Source organism: Sphingobium limneticum (assembly GCF_008710155.1).
Lineage (GTDB): Bacteria > Pseudomonadota > Alphaproteobacteria > Sphingomonadales > Sphingomonadaceae > Sphingobium > Sphingobium limneticum.
On the sequence record NZ_VYPZ01000001.1, the window covers coordinates 17,242 to 36,619 of the forward strand.

Sequence of the window (19,378 nt, forward strand, 5' to 3'; positions counted from 1 at the left end):
GGCGATCTACGCGCTGCCCTCACGCCTGGCTGGCCTCATCGGCCTGCTGGCACTGCGCCGGATCGCTCCGACGCAGTGCCGTTCGGTCAGCTGATCTCCCAGCCGCTCAACCCATCTTCGGCGATCCGTGCGCTGGCATGGCGCGCGATGTCGAGCTTTCCGCTCGCCTGGCGCGGCGTGAGGACGCGGACGAAGTCGGCCTCCACCCGGTCGCGTGTCAGCGATACCGTGACGAAGCCGACGGCATTGGTGTCGCACCAGCATATATCGCGATTGTCGTGAACGAAGGCTTCTCCGACCGGCCCGGACGGCAGGAGCAACTCCCCGATCGAAGGACCGGTCAGCGTGGAGGCGGAAAGTTCCAGGCCCATCCGCCGCTCGCCGCGATGGGGTTCGTTGATCCAGGCCATGTGACTGTCGCCCGACAGCACGAGGAGGTTCGCGCCGCTTTTCTCGAACTGGTCGTACAGCTTGTCCCGCTCGCCGGCATAGCCGTCCCAGGAATCGACATTGAGAAGGGGCAGGCCATAGCGCGTCAGGGCGTACATCGGCGCCAGCGCTGCCTTGCCATCGGGAAACTTCGTCAGATCGGGATAGACGTAGCTGGACAGGATGGTCGCGCTGCCGAACAGGAACCACGGGCGGCGAGCATCCTTATGGGCCTTTAGTTCGTCCGCCAGCCATGCGCATTGTTCGGCGCCGAGCATTTCGCGCGCGGGATCGGCAAGTTTCTTGCGGAAGGCTGCGACATCGGGTTCGCGCTTCACGCCTTGCGGCAGGGCCTTGAGGTCGAGTGTCTTGAGTTCCGCCGGGTCGGATATCACCCGCTCCCCACTGCCGCGCCGGTCGACAACATGCCAGTCGAGATCCCTGGCCAGCGACAATTGCTGCTGGCGGGCCTTGAGCCGGGTTTCGGGCAGGGCCAGCGTCGCGAGATCGCCGAACGCGAAACTGCGGGTGATGCCATAGGGATCAGAAGTATCAGGATCGCGGATCGGCATCCATTCCAGATAGGCCTGAACCGCCGCAGCCTTTCGCAGCTCCCAGTCGCCGTTCGCCGCCGGATCGTGATGCTGGGCGCCGTGCATCCAGTCGTCGTTCGCGATTTCATGATCGTCCCACATGCAAATCCACGACGCGCGGGCATGGGCATCGCGCAGGGCCGGATCACGACGCCACTGGGCATAGCGTGCGCGATAGTCGGCGAGCGTGACCGTGTCGTGCGTCGGCTCGATCGCCCGAACATCCATGAGCGCGGGCATCGAATTGGCGCCATATTCGTAAATATAGTCGCCGACGAAGAGGATGAGGTCCACCGCTTCCCGATCGGCAATGGCCCGGTAGGCGTGAAATTCGCCGAACATATACATGGCGCAGCAGGCGAGCACGATATCGAGACGATCGATGCGTCCCGTTGGCAGGGTTTTTGCCCGCCCGATCGCCGATACCGTGTCCATGGCACGGAAGCGGTAGAAATATTCGCGGCCCGCTTTCAGGCCGGAGGCGATCACCTTGACCGTATGGTCCCGCGCCGCCGATGTGCTGAACGATCCGCGCGCAGCGATGCGCGTGAACAGTTCATCCTCGGCCATTTCCCATGTGCCGCTGACCGGCCCATGGGCAGGATCGGTCACGCGGGTCCACAGCAGGACGCTGTCGGCATGCGGATCGCCACTCGCCACGCCATGCGCGAAGACCATGTTCGTTTTTGCCCCGGCAGGACCGGCGGCGAGCAAAAGCCCGCCCGCCGCCGATCCCGCAAGAACGCCGCGCCGCGTCAGCGCCATCAGAAGCGCGCCCCGAGCGAGACGCCCCAGGTGCGCGGCGTGCCGCTGAATGCCTGCGTCGCCGATCCACCGGTCGTGTAATCGACATCGGCGATGTTGCGCACGAAGCCGGCCACGGTCCAGCGCTGGTCGATCTTGAGATCGATGCGCGCATTGACGAGCGCGAAGTCCCCTACCGGCGCCGTGTTGTCGAGATCGCCATAATAGGCATCGACATAGCGGGCATCGACCTGAGGCGTCAGCGTCATGCGATCGTTCAGCGCGAACTCGTAGCGGATCGAGCCGTTCAGCGTCATGTTCGGCGCGAACGGCAAGTCGTTGCCCAGGCGCGCCTTTTCGGCAGCGGTGATCGCCTCGATCGCGGTGACCTTCGTGTCGAGCAGCGCGACGCCGAAATTAATGGTCATCGGGCCCACCGGGCGCACCGTGAAGCTCGCTTCGCCGCCATAGCTGCGCGCCTTGCCCACATTGGTGCGTACGCTGGTGGTGGCGCCATCATAGGTGCGGAAGGAACCGGCCTGGATGTTCGAGAAATCATAATAGAAGCCCGCAACTTCGAACTGCACGGGGCCGCGCGCAGGCATGAACTTCACCCCGCCTTCATAGGCCCATACGCTTTCCGACTTGAATGCATCGGCTTCGGGGGTCGACCAGATCGTGCTGCCGTCGAAGCCGCCAGCACGGAAGCCGCGTCCGACCGAGCCATAAACCCGTGCATCCTCGCTCAGTTCATACGTGACCGTGGCGCGACCCGAAGGGCTCGTCTCGCTGAGCTTGTTGTCGAATTCGGCGGGCAGGGCGAACACCAGCGATCCGATCGACACGCCATAGGGGTTGAGATCATGCGTATAGCCGCTGAAGCGGTTCTTTTCGTTGCTGATGCGCACGCCCAGATCGGCACGAAGGCGCGGCGCGACCTTGAAATCGACGTCTGCGAAGGCCGCGAGGCTTTCGCGCCGCTGCAGATAGTTCGCTTCGAACACGGTGCGGAAGGTGTCGGCGCCGTCCAGCGTGCTGAACAGGCTGATCTTGTCCTTGAACCATGCGCCGCCGACGGTCCAGTTGATGTTGCCCTTGTCGCGATTCTGCAGCCGTGCCTCGATCGAACCCTGCTGCACCTTGTCGCGATAATCGATGTCGAACGTGCGCGCGGTGGAACCGTCGTCCCACAGGAACTGGCTCTTCATCCATTCATAGCCGCCCAGAACGGTCAGCAGGGCGTTGTCGCCGACATCCTGCTGCAGCGTGATCGAACCGCCGACATTCTTGCGGCTGCGCGAGGGATCGATATTGCCGTAATAGCTGTAGGGCGGCGCGCTGCCATTGGTGGGCTGACCCTGCGCCTGACCGCCATGGTCCTTGAAGCCATGCAGGTTGAAGAGCAGTTCGGTGCCGGTGCCCGCATCGACGGACAGCAGCGCGCGGGCGCCATAAAATTCGGAATGGGCTGTCTTGTCGTCCCGACCCGGATCCGTGTTGCCGGGGATCACGCCCGGCAACGGCGTTTTGCCGCCGGCCCCATTGGCGCCCAATAGCGTCAGATAGCCATCCGTGCGGTCATACAGGCCCGAAACGCGCAAGGATACCGTGTTGGCCAGCGGCACGTTGACGGCAGCTTCGCCGCGCACGGTATTGAAGCTGGAATAGTCGAGCGTCGCGAAGCCCTCTGTCTTGTCGGAGGGCTTGTTGGAAATCACGTTGACCGCGCCGGCCGTGGTATTGCGGCCGTAGAGTGTGCCTTGCGGACCTTTGAGGATTTCGACACGCTGGACGTCGAACATCTGGCCTCCGATCAGCGCGGAAGACCCCTGATAGATGCCGTCGAAATGGACCGCCGCCGAAGGATTCCCGTTGGGCCGGAAATCGTCGAAGCCGATGCCGCGAATGGTGAAATTCTGCACCGTCGGGCCGCCCACAAGCGCGGTCGAGACAATCACGCCGGGTGTTTGCTGGGCCATGTCGACAAAGGTCTTCACACCACGTTCGCGCAGTGTTTCGCCGCTCACGACGAGCACCGACGACGGCACCTCCAGAAGGGTCTGCTCGCGCTTGTTGGCGGTGACGATGATCTCGCCGCTGGCATTTCCGATTTCGTCGCTCGAACCCTCCCGTGCGGCTGCGGACGTTGCGCCGGTGAGGAGGAGGGCAAGGGCAGACACCCCCGATGCGGCACGGCATGCGATCTTAAAATAACGGTTGTTCAATTTCTTCATCCCCAATGGCTGTCCGATCGTTCCCAGAAGGGTGACGACAGATAGCTGCGCACACTCGAATGCCGCACAGTGCGTAACGGCAATTCAATGGGCGCGCCTCTAGGATGCAACTGCGTCAGTTTGGTGACATCAGTTCAATTGCGCCTTCTGACAAATCGCGCTCATAATGCCAATATATTCGGGTTTTTCGGGAATTCGTCCGACCTTCTGTTTTATGAAAAAACAGAAGTTCAAATTTTTGGAGTGGGAGATCCCGTTAGCGCTTCCAAAATTGCTACCATATCGAACACAGGTTGGTCCGGGACCGAATCGACGATTCGGAAGAGGGCGTGCGCCTTGATCCAGATGGAAAAGGCCGATGCTGCGGCGGGGTCGAGGCGAAACTGAGGGGGCCACACCTTCAAGCTTGCACTGTGGATGCCCATACCCTCGATCGCCCGGAGTTGTCGGACCAGAGGGACGAGTTCCTGCCGTTGGCGTGCGAGCAGGCAGACCTGGCCTAGAATGCGGGCATAACGCAGATAAAAGCCCTTTGCCCCGTCCGTCGCTGCAGGATCGACTGCCGTTTCCAATCCGGACAGCCAGCCTTCCCGGGCGTCCCTGTCGGCGGAGCTTGCGATGTCGAGATAGCTCGGCAATTCGTGAGTCATCGCGCGCCAGATCGCGGCCGACATGAATGCGGCGAAGTCGCCATAATGATAGATGATCAGCGAGGGCGGGACGCCGGCTTGCGTGGCGATCCGTCGCAAATTGATGTCGCTGATGCCGTCGCTGACGATCTGTTGGGCGACCCTGGTGAGCAGCTCATCCATCGGAGAGCGCTCGTCGATCTTCTCACCCGCTGCCGGGAACGCCTTTGTGCGCGCCCATGTCAGGACGGGAATATCCGCTTTCGGGTCTGCCGCGATGCCGCCGCGGCAGGTGGCGAGGGCCGTCATGTGCAGTAACTGATCATAATCCAACTCATCGCGCAGGATGATGCAGAATGCCTGCTCCATAACTGTGTAGCCAGCAAGAAGGCGGACCTGCGCGGGCAAGAGGGCGGACGAGAGGCGGCTCCAGAAGCTTTCGCGCATCGCCATCCATTGCTGCAGCCGCGAGCCGGCATCGGTCAGGCGATCGATGCGCAAAAGCGCTTCGAGGCAGAAGCGAGCCGTGGCCGATTGATCGGCGGCGCCGACATAAAAGGCGACCAGCCGCGCCATGGATTCAGCGTCCGTAGGCAAGGCGCCAATGTCGGCCAGCATGGCTTCGTGGCGAAGATGCTCGCCAGCCAGTGCATGATCCAGCGCTGCGTCAAGGAGGCCCTGCCGTCCGCCGAAGTTCTGGAAGATAGTGGTCGTGCTCTTGCCGATCTCGCCGCTGACGGAACGAAGGCTTATGCCGTCAAACCCGCCCGTGTAGACCAAGGCCAATGTCGCCTCCAGCAGTGCGTGGCGCACCGAGGGCGGCGTATCGTCATTTGCCGATGCCGAAGCGTCGTCCTTGCGTGAGCGAGAGGTCATCATCGCCCCATGCCCCTGCCCTCTTGCGGCCTCAAGTCTAAAAGAAGCCTGTCTTCGTATCTGCAACTGGCAAACAAGGCGCCGGCCATTCGAAAATGTGGAACGGCGTGAGCGGTGGACAACTGCCAGAACCGGACGGTTTGCAGCTGGTAAAAACAATCATGATCTGAAAGTCGTGAAAGGGCGGTCACCGAATATTGATGGAACCGGGATTTGCGGATGTAAAGGATGACGGAACTTCCGGGTCACGCAGGGGTTGTGCGCGCACAGACCGACGATATCCGCTCGCGTCGGCCAGGGGGCAATTTCATGACAAACCCGCTTCACGGTCCACAACTCCTGGCATTCGATGGCCTTGCTCCTGAGCTGGATGGCGAGCTTGGCGATATCGATTTGCTTCATCGGATCAGCGTGGCGCTCATCAACGAGCAGGATCGCTTCGAGCTGTACGGCAAGATCGTCGAGGCAGCGGTGGCGATTACCGGGTCGCAGTGCGGCACAATGCAACTGCTGTGCCCCACCGGAGACTCGTCGGGCCATGGCGGAGAACTGCAACTTCTGGCCCATCGCGGCCTGCCCCCGGAAGCGGTCGGCTTCTGGCAATGGGTCAGCCCCGCTGCCTATAGTAGCTGCACCCTGGCACTGAAATTTGGCCAGCGTGCTATCGTTCCGGACTTCGAAACATGGGATGAGATCGCAGGCACGCCTGATCTGGAGGCGTTCCGCGCGGCGGGCATCCGTTCGGCGCAGACCACGCCCTTGCTCTCGCGAAGCGGCAAGCTGCTGGGCATGATATCGAACCATTGGAGCGAGCCGCATCAGCCCTCCGACCGTGACCTGCGTATGCTCGACATCGTGGCCAGGCAGGCGGCCGACATTCTGGAACGCACGATCGCCGAGGAACAGCTACGCGAGCTTGCCGAGACGCTGGAGGAGCGGGTCGAGGAGCGGTCACGCGAACTGATGGCGTCGGAGGATCAGGTCCGCCAATTGCAGAAAATGGAAGCCATCGGTCAGTTGACCGGAGGCGTCGCGCACGACTTCAACAATCTGCTGACGATTATTAGGTCTTCGGCCGAGCTTCTTGCCCGCCGTGAATTACCTCGCGACAAGCAGAAAAAATATATAGATGCCATCGCTGAAACCGCTGATCGCGCCGCGAAACTGACCAGTCAGCTTCTCGCCTTCGCCCGCCGCCAAGCGCTCAAGCCCGAAATATTCAACGCCGCAGACAAGGTCGCCAGCGTAGCGGACATGCTAAGAACCGTCGTGGGATCGCGGATCGCGCTCACTGTGGATCCGGTATGCTCGTCTTGCCTCGTGGAGGTCGATGTCAGCCAATTCGAAACGGCGCTCGTCAATATGGCGGTCAACGCGCGTGATGCCATGAATGGCGAAGGGAGTATCACGATCGCGATCGAGGCGGCCGGATATATTCCGGCAAGGCGCGGCCATGCCGCGGCCAAAGGCGATTTCGTGAAGGTATGCGTGACCGACACGGGTTCAGGCATGCCCGCCGATCAGCTTGATCATATCTTCGAACCATTCTTCACCACGAAGGAGGTCGGCAAGGGGACCGGCCTGGGCCTCAGCCAAGTCTACGGCTTTACCAAGCAGTCGGGTGGCGAGATCGATGTCGACAGTCAACTCGGCCAAGGCACGACCTTCAGCCTCTATCTTCCGCGTTGCAAGGCGGGGGCCATAGAAACCATTTCGCCTGCCGAGAAGATCGTCGCCTCACAGGCCAGCATCCTTGTCGTAGAGGATAATGATCAAGTCGGGGAGTTTGCATCCCAATTGCTGGGCGATCTGGGCTTCACAACCCAACGCGCCGCCAATGCGCAGGAAGCGATCGCTATCCTGGAGCGTGAGCATCGCGAGATCGATATTCTTTTCTCCGACGTCATCATGCCTGGGATGGATGGCGTGGAACTGGCCAGACAGGTTCGCAAGCGCTGGCCCGACCTCACCATCGTCCTGACGAGTGGATATAGTCATGTGCTGGCCGACGATGCCCGTCACGGCTTTGCGCTCTTGCACAAACCCTATTCCGTCGACGAACTGTCCCGTGTCCTGCAGGATGCCCGCCAGGCACATAGCTGCTAATCGCCAAAATCGAGCCATGTGCCAGAGCACAAAGTGATGGCGAGCCCGTTCGCTGTTTTCTTGTGCGTAGATTGGAAGGTCTGGGAGGCAGGCCAGCGATCATCATTGCTGGTTCGAGCCAGTCGGCGGTTTGGGTGACCGATACATGCATTTCGGCGTCGGGTTGCCTGACTATGCACGGCTGATCACGACCGGAACCGACTTGGCCGCGAGAACATGGCTTTGTTCCGCGTGATGCTCGACAGGTATCAGGCTGTTGCACTCGGGATAATAGGCACCAAGGCATCCGGGCGGAATGCTGTAGGGCGTCACGATCAGGCCGGGGCGCCGCCGGGCCACGCCGTCGTCCCACGAAGTTTCGAGCGTTACGATATCACCCTCGTTCAGCTTTTCGCGCACCATGTCGTCAACATTCATGAAAAGAACGTCCCTTGTGCCCTTCACACCGCGAAAGCGGTCGTGATAGCCGTAGATGGTCGTATTGAACTGGTCGTTCGAACGTAGGGTCATCAGGCGATATTGCCCCGCAGCGTCAGCGAAGCCGGTGGCCGACAGTCCGGATGGCACATGGAATTCCGCTTTCTGGGTTGGCGTCAGCCAGATGCGCTCCGATGCCTTATTGCCTTTCCAGAAGCCGCCAGGCTGGAAAAGACGTGCGTTGAAATTCTCGAATATGTCCGGGTATGTCGCTTCGATCGCATCACGGATGCGGGCATAGTCGGCGACCCATGCGTCCCAATCTGCCTGCGGATTGGGTGGCACAATCCGCTTGGCGATGGCGGCCACGATCGCAGGTTCGGACAGAAGGTGCGGGCTGGCGGGCGTCGCCTTGCCGACCGAACCATGGATGCAACTGCTCGAGTCCTCGACCGAGACGGCTTGCGGGCCGCTGGCCTGAACATCCTGCTCGATCCGGCCGAGGCAGGGCAGGAGGTACGCGATCCGGCCCGGCAGAAGATGGCTGCGATTGAGCTTGGTGGCGACATGGACGGTCAGGTCGAGCGCGGGCCAGGCCGCTTCCATGGGGCCGGTGTCCGGGATGGCGCGCAGGAAGTTGCCGCCCAGTCCGATAAATGCCCTGACCGATCCGTCGATGACGCCCCGACAGGTTTCGATCGTATCCAGTCCTTTTTCCGCAGGTGGATCGAAGCTATATAGTTCTCTCAACTTGTCGACGGGCGCGAGTTCCGTTTTCTCCGTGATGCCGACGGTGCGCTGTCCTTGGACATTGCTGTGACCGCGCACCGGCGTCGGGCCGGCACCGGGCTTGCCGATATTGCCGCGCAGGAGGAGGAAGTTGACGACCATGCGGACATTCTCGACGCCTTTTACATGCTGGGTCAGGCCCATACCGTAGATCGCCATGACGGCTTTCGACTGCGCATAGACGCGCGCCGCCTGCTCCAGCGCGTTGCGTTCCAGGCCGGATTCCCGTTCGATGTCGCGCCATTGGGTCGCACGGACTTTGTTGGCGAAAGCGTCGAAATCATGGGTGTGTCGTTCGATGAAATCATGATCGAGAACTGGCGGCTCGCCCGCTGCCCTTGCCGCATCGTCCCATTCGATGAGTAATTTGGCGAGGCCCGTGATCGCGGCAATGTCGCCGCCTGCCTTCACCTGATGATATTGGGTGGAAATCCCCGTTTCGGCCAATGTCACCATCTCCACCGGATTTTGCGGATCGGTGAAGCGTTCAAGCCCTCTTTCCCGCAAGGGATTGAAGGTGATGATCTCTACGCCACGCTTGCGTGCGCCGCGTAGGTCATGGAGCATCCGCGGCGCGTTGGATCCGACATTCTGTCCGAAGAAGAATATCGCATCACATTCCTCGAAGTCCTTGAGTTGGGTCGTCCCGACCGGCACCCCAATGGCCGCTTTGAGCGCGACGGAGGTGGATTCATGGCACATGTTGGAACTGTCGGGCAGATTCTGGTTGCCATACATCCGTGCCATCAGCCCATACATGTATGACGCCTCCAGGCTGGTGCGGCCGGAAGAATAGAAGACGACGGATTTGGGATCATATATGCGCAGCGCCGCCGCAATGGCGTCGAACGCCTCATCCCATGAACAGGCGACATATTTGTCCTGGTCTCTGTCATATCGCAGGGGGTGGGTCAGCCGACCATGCTGCTCGAGATCATAATCCCGCCACTGCCGCAATGCGGCGAGGCTATGTTCTTCAAAAAACGCAGGTGTCGTGCGCAGCTTTGTTAGCTCCCAAGCCGTCGCCTTTGCGCCTTCCTCGCAAAATTCGGCGGGATGGGGATGGGCAGGTTTGGGCCAGGCGCAACTGACACAGGCAAAGCCGTCGGCCTTATTCTGTCGGGCAAGCTCACGCAGGCCCTCGGCGGGCAGATGTTCGCGTGGCAGGATTTCGGCCAGAGAGCGAACCGATCCCCAGCCGCCGGCAGGCCCCTCGAACGGCTCGATACGGGGCTTGTCCGATCTCTGCTTTGCCATGGCTGTACCGCTCCTTCTTCCAGGCAATGGCAACGAGCGGAATGGGCGTTGGTTCACATGCCGGACCAAGCTGATGTGGATCAGCACAATTTGTTCGGAACGGCTTCTGCTGCCCTTCAGTTAATGCTGGAAAGGAGAATGTCCATGCTCAACCCGCCCGTCCGTTTCACCCGAGACGTCGAACAGTTTCAGCCAGATGAAGCGGAAACCATCGAGGGCTTGAAGCAGGCTTTCGACGTCATTCTGGAGCGGACGGCTGACGATTATGGTCATGCCGTTCGCTCGGTACATGCCAAGTCGCACGGGATATTGGAAGGCGAAATGCAGGTTGTGCCTGACCTGCCGCCTGAATTGGCGCAGGGTCTGTTTGCGCGGCCGGGCACGCACAAAGTCTATTTGCGCATGTCTACGAACGCGGGGGACATATTGCCGGACTCGATCAGCCTGCCGCGCGGGATGGCGATCAAGGTGCTGGACGTGGAGGGGGACCGGCTTCCCGGCTCGGAAGGAACGGCGCAGGATTTCGTTTTCGTCAATGGCCCGATCTTTCAGGCAAAGACGGCTGACAAATTTCTGGGCAATCTCAAACTGCTTGCCAAGACGACCGATCGCATGGAAGGCACGAAGAAAGCGGTGTCCGCAACGTTGCGCGGCGTACGTCACGCCTTTGAAGCTGCTGGAGCCAAGCCGCCTACGGCGCTCAATTCGCTGGGCGGCGCGCCGCAATCCGAGCCACTTGGCGATACCTATTACACGACGGTGCCCTTCCGGTATGGCGATCATATCGCCAAATTCAGCCTGGCGCCGATCGCGCCATCCATGACCGCGTTGACGGGGCAGGAGATCGCGGTCGACGGTCGCGAGAACGCAATCCGCGAAGATGTGCGAAAGGAGATGAGAGGCGTCGACGCACTCTGGGAGTTTCGCGTCCAGCTTTGCCGGGATTTGGAGAAACAGCCCGTGGAAGATCCGACCGTTGCGTGGGATGAAGAAGATGCGCCGTTCATCACCGTCGCCACGATCCGCGCGAACGCTCAGGACAGTTGGGATCCGGCGCTCGTGGAAAAGGTTAACGAACAAATGCGGTTCAGCGTGTGGACGGGCATCGCGGCACATCAACCGCTTGGCAACATCAATCGCGCACGCCGCGACCCCTATCGCCACTCCGCCGATTTTCGCGCGGCCTTCAACAACTGCCCCTATCATGAGCCGCAAAGGGGCGAAGCCTCGTCTTGAACCGATCCGTATTGAATTGCGTTTCCAGTGCCTTCGCAAGCATAAGGCACTGGAAACGAACCAACTTACGCGACCGTTTGCGCGATTGAATATGGTGGCGGGGAAGAGCCTGCCATCAACGTTTGCCGATAGGGCGGGCCGATTTTTGTCGGCAGGTCGGATGTCCTGCGCATTCTACACGTCGTCATTTGCGTAATGCCCCTATGGCATCATCGCCGGATGCCCGATAGAAGCGCATGACCATCCTCATTCCTCTCCTCGGCGACCAACTCAGCCATGGTCTGGCGCCGTTGCGCGATGTCGATCCATCGGATGCGGTGGTGCTCCTGATGGAGGTAGGGGATGAAGCAACCTATGTGCGGCATCACAAGCGCAAGATCGCCCTGATATTTTCGGCCATGCGCCACTTCGCCAAAGAACTCGAGGCCAAGGGCTGGCGCGTCGAGTATATGTGCATCGACGATCCGGGCAACAGCGGGAGTTTTACCGGAGAGGTCAAGCGGGCTGTCGAGCGTCATCGGCCGAGCGCGATCCGCATCGTCGAACCCGGAGAATGGCGGGTGAAGACGATGATCGATGGCTGGAGCAAAACGTTCGGACTTCCCGTGGATGTGCTGGTCGATGATCGCTTCCTCTGCGGCATATTGGAGTTCCAGACCTGGGCGCAGGCGCGCAACGACCTCGTCATGGAATTTTTCTACCGGGATATGCGCCGCAAGACCGGCCTGCTGATGGAGTCCGATGGACAGCCGACGGGCGGCGCATGGAATTTCGACAAGGAGAACCGCGCACCACCCAGGTGCGGCCTGAACTATCCAGAACCCATGCACTTTCAGCCCGATCAGATCACGGAGCAGGTGCTGGCGTTGGTAGAGGATCGTTATGGTCAGCATTTCGGGCGGCTGGAGAAATTCAGCCTGCCCGTGACGGCGGGGCAGGCGCGCAGGGCGCTCGGACATTTCGTTCGGACGGCATTGCCTGATTTCGGCACCTATCAGGATGCCATGGTGACAGGACAGGACTGGCTCTACCATAGCTGGCTCAGCCCGGCGCTGAACCTCGGCCTCCTGACGCCGCTGGAGGTCGCGCAGGCGGCAGCCGATGCTTATGCGGCTGGCGACGTGCCCTTAAATGCAGCGGAGGGATTCATCCGCCAGATCATAGGCTGGCGCGAATATGTCCGCGGCTATTACTGGCTCGAGATGCCGGAAGTGGGAGATGCCAACGCTCTTGCGGCAACGCGACCGCTGCCGGCATTCTACTGGACCGGCGATACCGACATGCTCTGCCTGGCAGAGGCGATCCGCAATACGCGAGACAATGCCTATGCGCATCATATCCAGCGTCTGATGGTGCTGGGCAATTTCGCCATGCTGGCGGGCATTCGCCCTCAGGATGTCGCGGATTGGTTCCTGATCGTCTATGCGGACGCATATGAATGGGTCGAACTGCCCAATGTCATCGGGATGAGCCAGCATGCCGATGGCGGACGCCTCGCGACGAAGCCTTATGCGGGCGGTGGCGCTTATATCAATCGTATGTCCGACCATTGCGGTGGGTGCCGTTATGACGTGAAGAAGAAAGTCGGGCCGGATGCCTGCCCGTTCAACGCGCTTTATTGGGATTTTCTCGCGCGGCACGAACGCCGCTTCCGTCGGAATCGCAGAATGGTTCAGATATACGCCAATTGGGATCGGATGAAGCCCGATGTCCGCGATGCCTATCGCGCAAGTGCGGCCGATTTTCTGGCGAAGCTGGAGCCTGCGGAAGAAGGCTGGGTCCGATAGGACTTAGTGTCGAAAGGCGACGCCTTTGCTGCGACGGCACGCTTCAGTCCTAACAAATTTCAGAGTCATCCTTTGGTCGCGAACGCAGCATAGCGCTCCCGCCAGGCGGTTACTTCGGCTCTCAAATGCGCAGGGGCGGTTTCTCCCGACAGGACGAAACCGGCGACGTTGCTGTCGGGGTGCATCAGCATCTTCTTCGATCCGTCGGTGAACCAAACCGGTACCAACATATCGCAGACGCCGTCGAGGATGGCGCCGGCCACGCCATTTTCGATCGCCTCGCTGCCGGGGAGCAAGCGCAGCATGATCGATACGCCTTCGAAGCAATTGCGTGGCTCACGGACAAAATCGAGCGACACCAAAATGCCGGATCGATCCGGACGAGCCTCGTCAGGCAAAGCCGTCATCCTGCGCCAGCCGCAAAACCAGGTTCGGCAAATATGCGGGCGCACGTCATGAATGCCGCACCCATGATCCGTCAGATGCGTACAATGGGTTCCGGCCGGCTTGTTGAAATCGGGCGTATCGACGGTAAGGATAGTGCAACAGATCGTGCAGTCGCCGCACGTCCGTTCAGGAAGGACGGGGCCCAGCAATGTGGTTTCCAGATCATTCTCTGCGCGCATGCCGGGTCAGGTGCCCGGAGCCTGCCTGAAATGCAAGTAGGGTACGCGCGCCTGCCCAAGGTGACGCTGCGCTGCTGAGCGGCGGTACCGGCCGATCATCCGATTTTGCCGTTGCAAAGGCTGGCGGGGCGACCGAAAGAGGGGGCATGAAAAATTGGCTATCCTTCGTTGCTGCCGGCCTTGTTTCCTTCCTCGCGTTGGGAAATCCGGGCTGGGCGCAATCTTCCCCTGCCGAATTGTACGGCGATCTGTTCCAACGCGTTCAGCTTGAAAAGCTGTTCCCCGACGGCAAGACCTTCGTCGACGCCACGCCGCGATCGGACCCGGCTGCGATCATGGCGGCCTATCGCCAGCAGCCACCCCAGGGCAAGGATGCGCTCGAGGCGTTCGTGCTGCGCCACTTCCGGGTGCCCGGCGTCAACGATCATGGCGCGTCCAACTTGCGCGCCCATGTGCGCACTCTGTGGCCCACCCTGGTTCGCCAGCCGGTCGAGCGGCAGGCGGGCAGTTCCGCGCTACCGCTACCTGCGCCCTTCGTCGTGCCGGGCGGGCGGTTTCGCGAAATCTATTATTGGGACAGCTATTTCACGATGCTGGGCCTGGCAGTCGATGGCCAGCAGCCGCTGATCGAAAGCATGTTGGTGGACTTCACCTCCACCATCGAGATTTACGGCCACATCCCCAACGGGATGCGCAGCTATTATCTCAGCCGCTCGCAACCGCCCTTCTATGCGTTGATGCTGGACCTGTCGAAGGATGACAGCGCCGACACCGCCACCCGTCAATTGGCGGCGCTGCGCGCCGAACATGCCTATTGGATGAAAGGCGCGTCCTGCGTGCAGCCCAGCGGCGCGTGCGAACGCGTGGTGCGGATGCCCGACGGCACGCTGCTCAACCGCTACTGGGACGACAAGGATACGCCGCGCGACGAATCCTACGCGGAAGATGTCGCGACCGCGTCGGAAGCAAAGGGCGACAAGGCGATCACCTATCGTCATCTGCGTGCCGGCGCGGAAAGCGGATGGGACTTTACCTCGCGCTGGTTCGGCGACGGACGGACGATCGCGACGATCCACACCACCGACATCGTGCCGGTGGACCTCAACAGCCTAATGCTGGCGATGGAACAGCGGATCGAGGTGCGTTGCCGCAAGGCAGGCGACGGCGCCTGCGCCACCGAATTTGCAGGGCTGGCGCGCAAGCGCAAGGCCGCGATCGACCGTTATCTCTGGGTGGCCAAGGAAAGCCGCTATGCCGATTGGGATAGCAAGGCGAAGAAGCCGACAGCCATCCTTTCCGCCGCAACACTCTATCCGCTCTTCGTCGGCGCGGCGTCGCCTTCACAGGCCAGTGCCGTTGCGACCACCGTCCGCGCCAAGCTGCTGGGCAGCGGCGGCCTGCGCACCACGCCCAATGCGACCGGCCAGCAGTGGGATACGCCCAATGGCTGGGCCCCGTTGCAATGGGTGGCGATCGACGGCCTGGCGCGAAACGGACAGGAAAAGCTGGCCCGCGATATAGCCGGACGCTGGATCGGCACGGTCGCGGCCGCTTATGCCGAAACCGGCAAGATGCTGGAAAAATATGACGTCGAAGAACGCAAGCCCGGCGGCGGCGGCGAATATCCGCTTCAGGACGGGTTCGGATGGACCAACGGCGTCACCAGCGCGCTGCTGGACCGCTATCCCGACATAGCGGCCGAACTGGAAAAGGCGGACTGAACGAAAAAGGGGCCGGGCGATTGGATCGCCCGGCCCCTTTTCCATGGCGGGGTGCCCATGGACACCCCGCTCATCCCTTAGAAGCTGTAGGCAGCGCTGAAGCGGAAGGAGCGGCCCAGGATCGGGCGGGCCAGGATCGTGCCTGCACCCTGCGATCCGATGATGCGCGGATTGCCTTCGGTCAGGCCCAGCTCGTCGGTCAGGTTGTTGCCGGTCACTGCCAGCTTCAACCGCTGATTGACGTCCACCGACACGCCTGCGTCCAGCTGATAATAGTTGGGCAGCAGCTGTGCATTCTCCGGGTCGGAGAAGCGGTCGCCCGTATATTGCAGCGTGGCGAAGATGGACGGACGGAAATCGCCCACCGTCAGTTCGTAGCTGGGCGTCACGCGCCACATCCATTTGGGCTGACGCTGCACGCGGTTGCCGGTGTTGTCGATGGTGCCGTTGCCGCTGAAGAAGCCGCGATAGGTGCCATCCAGATAGGTGCCCGCCGCCGCGATGCTGAAGCCCGCGAACGGACGGATCACGCCTTCCAGCTCGACGCCGGTCGCCTTCGCGCCGCCGACCGATTCATTGGGCACGCCGTTGATGATCTGCGTCGTGGCCAAACCGTCGAACTTATTGTGGAACAGGGTCGCGTAGAGGTTCAGCATCGGGGTCGATACCTTCAACCCGCCTTCATAGGTGTCCACCTTCGAGATGATGGTCAGCCCTTCGCGCAAATTGTCGAACTGCGGGAAGCTGTTGCCACGGCTGTACCGGGCAAAGACGCCGATCTGGCTGGTGAAGTCGTAATTGGCGCCCGCCGTCCACGACCAGCGCGATGCGTTATAGTCGATGCGGCTGGCTCCGCCCAGCTGCACGGTCCGGTCGTACAGGGTGGCGGCGCTGCCATCCTGATCGAAGGCCGCGCCGGAAGTGGCGACATCACCCACGACTTCGTGACGCTGCCAGCGCACGCCGCCATCGACGCGCAGCTTGTCGGTGATCTGAAGCTCATCGACCGCATAGAAAGCGATGTCGCGCCCTTCATAGCGGCCGTTCACCAGGAAGCTGGCGCCGGAGGTGAAGCCGTCGCGAGTCGCAATCCGGCCGTCGCCCAGCGTCAGGTTCAGGCGACGGGCATTGGGTTCGGCGGTCAGCAATACGTCATTGCCCAACGCCCAATTGTCGCGAGTGGTGTAGTTGGCGAGATAGAATCCGCCGGTCAGCGTGTTGCCGCCGGTCTTGAACTCCAGCGCCATGTCGTTGACGAAAGCGTCGATCCGCTTGCGCACGTCCCAGATGCCCGCACGCATAACCTGCGTGCCGGCCGCTGCCGCGCCGCCGCCCGATGCGTAGGTCAGGCTGCCCACGGTCGAGCCCGCACCGCCCAGCGTGGTGGCCATCGCCGCCGCGCTCATCGGCGCGTCGGTGGGAACCAGGCCGATGGTATTGGCCGTGCCCCACATATAGCTGGCACGTTCGCGAATGCTCAGGCCATCGACCAGCTCATAGTCGAAGCTGAGGCCCAGATTGCCCAGCTTCGCGCCGCGACCATCGGCCAGATCGACGGTGCGACCGGCATTGTTGGTGGTGACGCGCACATCGCGACCGGCAAGCGCGCCGGTGCCATGGTCGAAATTGGCATATTGGCTGATCTTGCTGCCGTCCTGATTGACGGGGATGGGCAGCAGCCACTGGCCATGATCGTTCAGATAACGGCCGTAGATCAGCAGCGAACCGCGACCGTCGAAATCATGGCGGATGTTCGCGGTGATCTGACCGCCCTTTTCGGCGCGGAATTGCGGATCGCGGATACCGTTGCCCTGCGCATAATAGCCGCCGACCATGAAGGTCGTGTCTTCGCTGATCGGGCCGGAAATCCAGGCGTCGCCACGGATTTCGTCATAATCGGTGTAGGACAGCTTCGCAAAGCCCTTGAGCGTCTGGCCGCCTTCGCGCTGCTGCACGTTGACGGTCAGGCCCGGCTGGCCGTTGGAAAAGAGCGAACCGGTGCCGCCGCGCACGGCTTCCACGCGATCGACGGTTTCGTCGAGGCGGATCAGCTGCGAATTTTCAAGGAAGGACAGGGTCGAAGGCGGGAAGAAAGGCACGCCGCCCAGCTGGAACGTCACGAACTGCGCGTCGCCGCCCGACGGATAGCCGCGCACGAAGATGTTGGCGCCGTTCTGGCCGCCGGAGCTTTCGGCGCTGACGCCCGGAATGGTGCGCAGCAGGTCGGCCGTGCTGTTGGGCGCGGCGCGGGCGATGGCGTCGCTGGACAGGCTGGTGACGGCAAAGGCCGCATCCTGACGACGCGTACCGGCGCCTGCGGTGCCGACGACGACGATGTCGGCCTGATTCTCATCGGCCGCCACGTTGGGCGCATCCTGCGCGGCAGGGGCGGTCTGGGCCATCGCGCTCCCGGCGAGCAGGGCGAAGGGGGCGGCGCCGGCCAGAAGCAGCCTGGACGCGGATGAACGGAAAGTACGCATTATGATATTCCTCCTGAGCCTCCGGCATTCTCAAAGGAGCCGGATCGCAATCATGTTCGGGAAGCCGCGTTGAACGATATCTTCCACCACCCGCATCGGAACGCGGGCGCAACGGCGCCCTGATCGCTTAATCGCGCGCTCGCAAGAAAGTTTCACACCTGTTGCAATTCGATAATTGGGTGTGACATTGATGCATCACAGCGCTCGCATGGCCGTGATGGGCGCCGGCCTTCTGACGGAGCCTTTGGATCAATTCGCCCCGACACACGCAGACGATCTGACAGCGTCAGAGCCTAGACGCCAAACATCGCAAGGTTCCGAAAACTACTAGGGTAGTCGGCCGAGCGATATGTCTGGGCATTGCAAGGACTGGTGGTTGCGCCGGTCGTCGGCCTTATGCCGTCGTCAGCACGCCGCTATATGCGGGATCCTCCAATGCTTTGCCGGCTCCCATTGCTACGCAGGTCAACGCATCGTCTGCCACCCGTACCGCCAGACCGGTCTGCTCTGACAAAGCCTGATCGAGATGGCCGAGCAAAGCGCCGCCGCCGGTCAATGTTATCCCCTCATCTATGATGTCGGCGGACAATTCCGGGGCTGTCTGTTCCAGCGCAGACATGACGGCCAGCTTGATCTGCCCCACGCCTTCGACCAGCGCTTCTGCGATTTCCGCTTCGCTGATCGTAATCTCCGCGGGACGGCCATTGACCAAATCACGGCCCTTGACCTGCATCATGCGCCCTTGATCAAGCGGTATCACCGCCGAACCGATATTATGCTTGATGCGCTCGGCGGTCATTTCGCCGATCATCAGATTGTGACTGCGCCGCACATGAGAGGCGATGGCCTCGTCGAGCTTGTCGCCCCCCATGCGAACGGAATTGCTGTAGGCGATGCCTTGCAAAGACAGGATCGCCACCTCCGTCGTGCCGCCACCTATATCCACCACCATGGCGCCGAGCGGCTGGGTGACCGGCAGGCCCGCGCCGATCGCCGCCGCCATGGGCTCGTCGATCAATTGAACGCGCGATGCACCTGCGTTCATGGCCGCGATCTGTATCGCGCGACGCTCCACCATCGTCGATCCGGACGGGACGCAAATGACGACCGCATGGCGCCGACCAAGCCGTCCGGACGAACCGACGGCCTTGGCCATGAAATGCTTTATCATCTGTTCTGCCACGTCGATGTCGGCGATGACGCCGTCCCGCAATGGCCGGATCGCCTGAATATTGGCGGGAGTCTTGCCCATCATGGGCTTTGCTTCATTCCCCACAACCTTGACGCGCCGAACACCGGCTATGGTTTCGAGTGCGATAACCGACGGTTCGTTGAGCACGATGCCACGATCGCGCACATGGATAACCGTATTCACCGTGCCAAGGTCGATCGCCATGTCATGAGCGGAGGAGGCAAATAGTCTGCGAAACATCTGATATCCGATTGGGAACAGC

General features: G+C 61.5%; 11 protein-coding genes. 4 read left to right on the forward strand and 7 right to left on the reverse strand.

The genetic code is table 11. The features are described from left to right. Window positions 1-86: 86 nt before the first annotated feature. From F4U94_RS00080 to F4U94_RS00090, 3 genes are all read right to left on the reverse strand, one after another. Entirely contained in the window at window positions 87-1,787 is a 1,701-nt protein-coding gene (locus F4U94_RS00080; protein WP_120253311.1) for an alkaline phosphatase D family protein, read from the reverse strand. Beyond that, window positions 1,787-3,946, reverse strand: a complete 2,160-nt coding sequence (locus F4U94_RS00085) for a TonB-dependent receptor (RefSeq protein WP_161600359.1) — start codon at window positions 3,944-3,946, stop codon at window positions 1,787-1,789. The genes F4U94_RS00080 and F4U94_RS00085 overlap by 1 nt, the downstream gene beginning before the upstream one ends. A gap of 284 nt (window positions 3,947-4,230) precedes the next feature. Further along, window positions 4,231-5,508, reverse strand: coding sequence for a TetR/AcrR family transcriptional regulator (locus tag F4U94_RS00090; protein ID WP_120253309.1), 1,278 nt, complete (start codon window positions 5,506-5,508; stop codon window positions 4,231-4,233). Between the two features lie 306 nt (window positions 5,509-5,814). Here F4U94_RS00090 and F4U94_RS00095 point away from each other — a divergent pair, with 306 nt between their 5' ends. Continuing rightward, window positions 5,815-7,611: an ATP-binding protein gene (locus F4U94_RS00095; protein ID WP_120253604.1), complete on the forward strand. Its 1,797-nt coding sequence runs from the start codon at window positions 5,815-5,817 to the stop codon at window positions 7,609-7,611. A gap of 171 nt (window positions 7,612-7,782) precedes the next feature. Here the strand turns inward: F4U94_RS00095 and F4U94_RS00100 are convergent, their stop codons facing one another. Continuing rightward, the gene (locus F4U94_RS00100) at window positions 7,783-10,074 is read right to left on the reverse strand and encodes an FdhF/YdeP family oxidoreductase (RefSeq protein ID WP_120253308.1); all 2,292 of its coding nucleotides are present in this window, start codon (window positions 10,072-10,074) and stop codon (window positions 7,783-7,785) included. 144 nt (window positions 10,075-10,218) lie between these two features. Here F4U94_RS00100 and F4U94_RS00105 point away from each other — a divergent pair, with 144 nt between their 5' ends. Both F4U94_RS00105 and F4U94_RS00110 read left to right on the forward strand, forming a co-directional pair. After that, window positions 10,219-11,310 carry a catalase family protein gene (locus F4U94_RS00105; RefSeq protein WP_120253603.1) on the forward strand — a complete coding sequence of 364 codons (1,092 nt, stop codon included), beginning with the start codon at window positions 10,219-10,221 and terminating at the stop codon, window positions 11,308-11,310. Between the two features lie 236 nt (window positions 11,311-11,546). Beyond that, a complete protein-coding gene (locus tag F4U94_RS00110) occupies window positions 11,547-13,097 on the forward strand; it encodes a cryptochrome/photolyase family protein (RefSeq protein ID WP_120253307.1) in 1,551 nt (516 codons plus the stop codon). Window positions 13,098-13,162: 65 nt separating this feature from the next. On the opposite strand, the gene F4U94_RS00115 is transcribed toward F4U94_RS00110, so the two are convergent. Continuing rightward, window positions 13,163-13,723 carry a YkgJ family cysteine cluster protein gene (locus tag F4U94_RS00115; protein WP_120253306.1) on the reverse strand — a complete coding sequence of 187 codons (561 nt, stop codon included), beginning with the start codon at window positions 13,721-13,723 and terminating at the stop codon, window positions 13,163-13,165. Window positions 13,724-13,869: 146 nt separating this feature from the next. Between F4U94_RS00115 and treF the strand changes: the two genes are divergently transcribed. Then, on the forward strand, window positions 13,870-15,444 hold the full coding sequence (gene treF, locus F4U94_RS00120) for an alpha,alpha-trehalase TreF (protein ID WP_120253305.1): 1,575 nt from the start codon (window positions 13,870-13,872) through the stop codon (window positions 15,442-15,444). Window positions 15,445-15,521: 77 nt separating this feature from the next. On the opposite strand, the gene F4U94_RS00125 is transcribed toward treF, so the two are convergent. Continuing rightward, the gene (locus F4U94_RS00125; RefSeq protein WP_120253304.1) at window positions 15,522-17,924 is read right to left on the reverse strand and encodes a TonB-dependent siderophore receptor; all 2,403 of its coding nucleotides are present in this window, start codon (window positions 17,922-17,924) and stop codon (window positions 15,522-15,524) included. A 394-nt stretch (window positions 17,925-18,318) separates the two neighbouring features. Further along, window positions 18,319-19,356, reverse strand: a complete 1,038-nt coding sequence (locus F4U94_RS00130) for a rod shape-determining protein (protein ID WP_211363285.1) — start codon at window positions 19,354-19,356, stop codon at window positions 18,319-18,321. Between the last annotated feature and the right edge of the window lie 22 nt (window positions 19,357-19,378).

What these genes read in the sequence shown, in the direction of transcription:
- F4U94_RS00115 (WP_120253306.1), bottom strand. Translation starts at nt 13,723, where the DNA reads ATGCGCGCAGAGAATGATCTGGAAACCACATTGCTGGGCCCCGTCCTT.
- F4U94_RS00095 (WP_120253604.1), top strand. Translation starts at nt 5,815, where the DNA reads ATGACAAACCCGCTTCACGGTCCACAACTCCTGGCATTCGATGGCCTT.
- F4U94_RS00100 (WP_120253308.1), bottom strand. Translation starts at nt 10,074, where the DNA reads ATGGCAAAGCAGAGATCGGACAAGCCCCGTATCGAGCCGTTCGAGGGG.
- F4U94_RS00130 (WP_211363285.1), bottom strand. Translation starts at nt 19,356, where the DNA reads ATGTTTCGCAGACTATTTGCCTCCTCCGCTCATGACATGGCGATCGAC.
- F4U94_RS00080 (WP_120253311.1), bottom strand. Translation starts at nt 1,787, where the DNA reads ATGGCGCTGACGCGGCGCGGCGTTCTTGCGGGATCGGCGGCGGGCGGG.
- F4U94_RS00090 (WP_120253309.1), bottom strand. Translation starts at nt 5,508, where the DNA reads ATGATGACCTCTCGCTCACGCAAGGACGACGCTTCGGCATCGGCAAAT.
- F4U94_RS00105 (WP_120253603.1), top strand. Translation starts at nt 10,219, where the DNA reads ATGCTCAACCCGCCCGTCCGTTTCACCCGAGACGTCGAACAGTTTCAG.
- F4U94_RS00110 (WP_120253307.1), top strand. Translation starts at nt 11,547, where the DNA reads ATGACCATCCTCATTCCTCTCCTCGGCGACCAACTCAGCCATGGTCTG.
- F4U94_RS00125 (WP_120253304.1), bottom strand. Translation starts at nt 17,924, where the DNA reads ATGCGTACTTTCCGTTCATCCGCGTCCAGGCTGCTTCTGGCCGGCGCC.
- treF (WP_120253305.1), top strand. Translation starts at nt 13,870, where the DNA reads ATGAAAAATTGGCTATCCTTCGTTGCTGCCGGCCTTGTTTCCTTCCTC.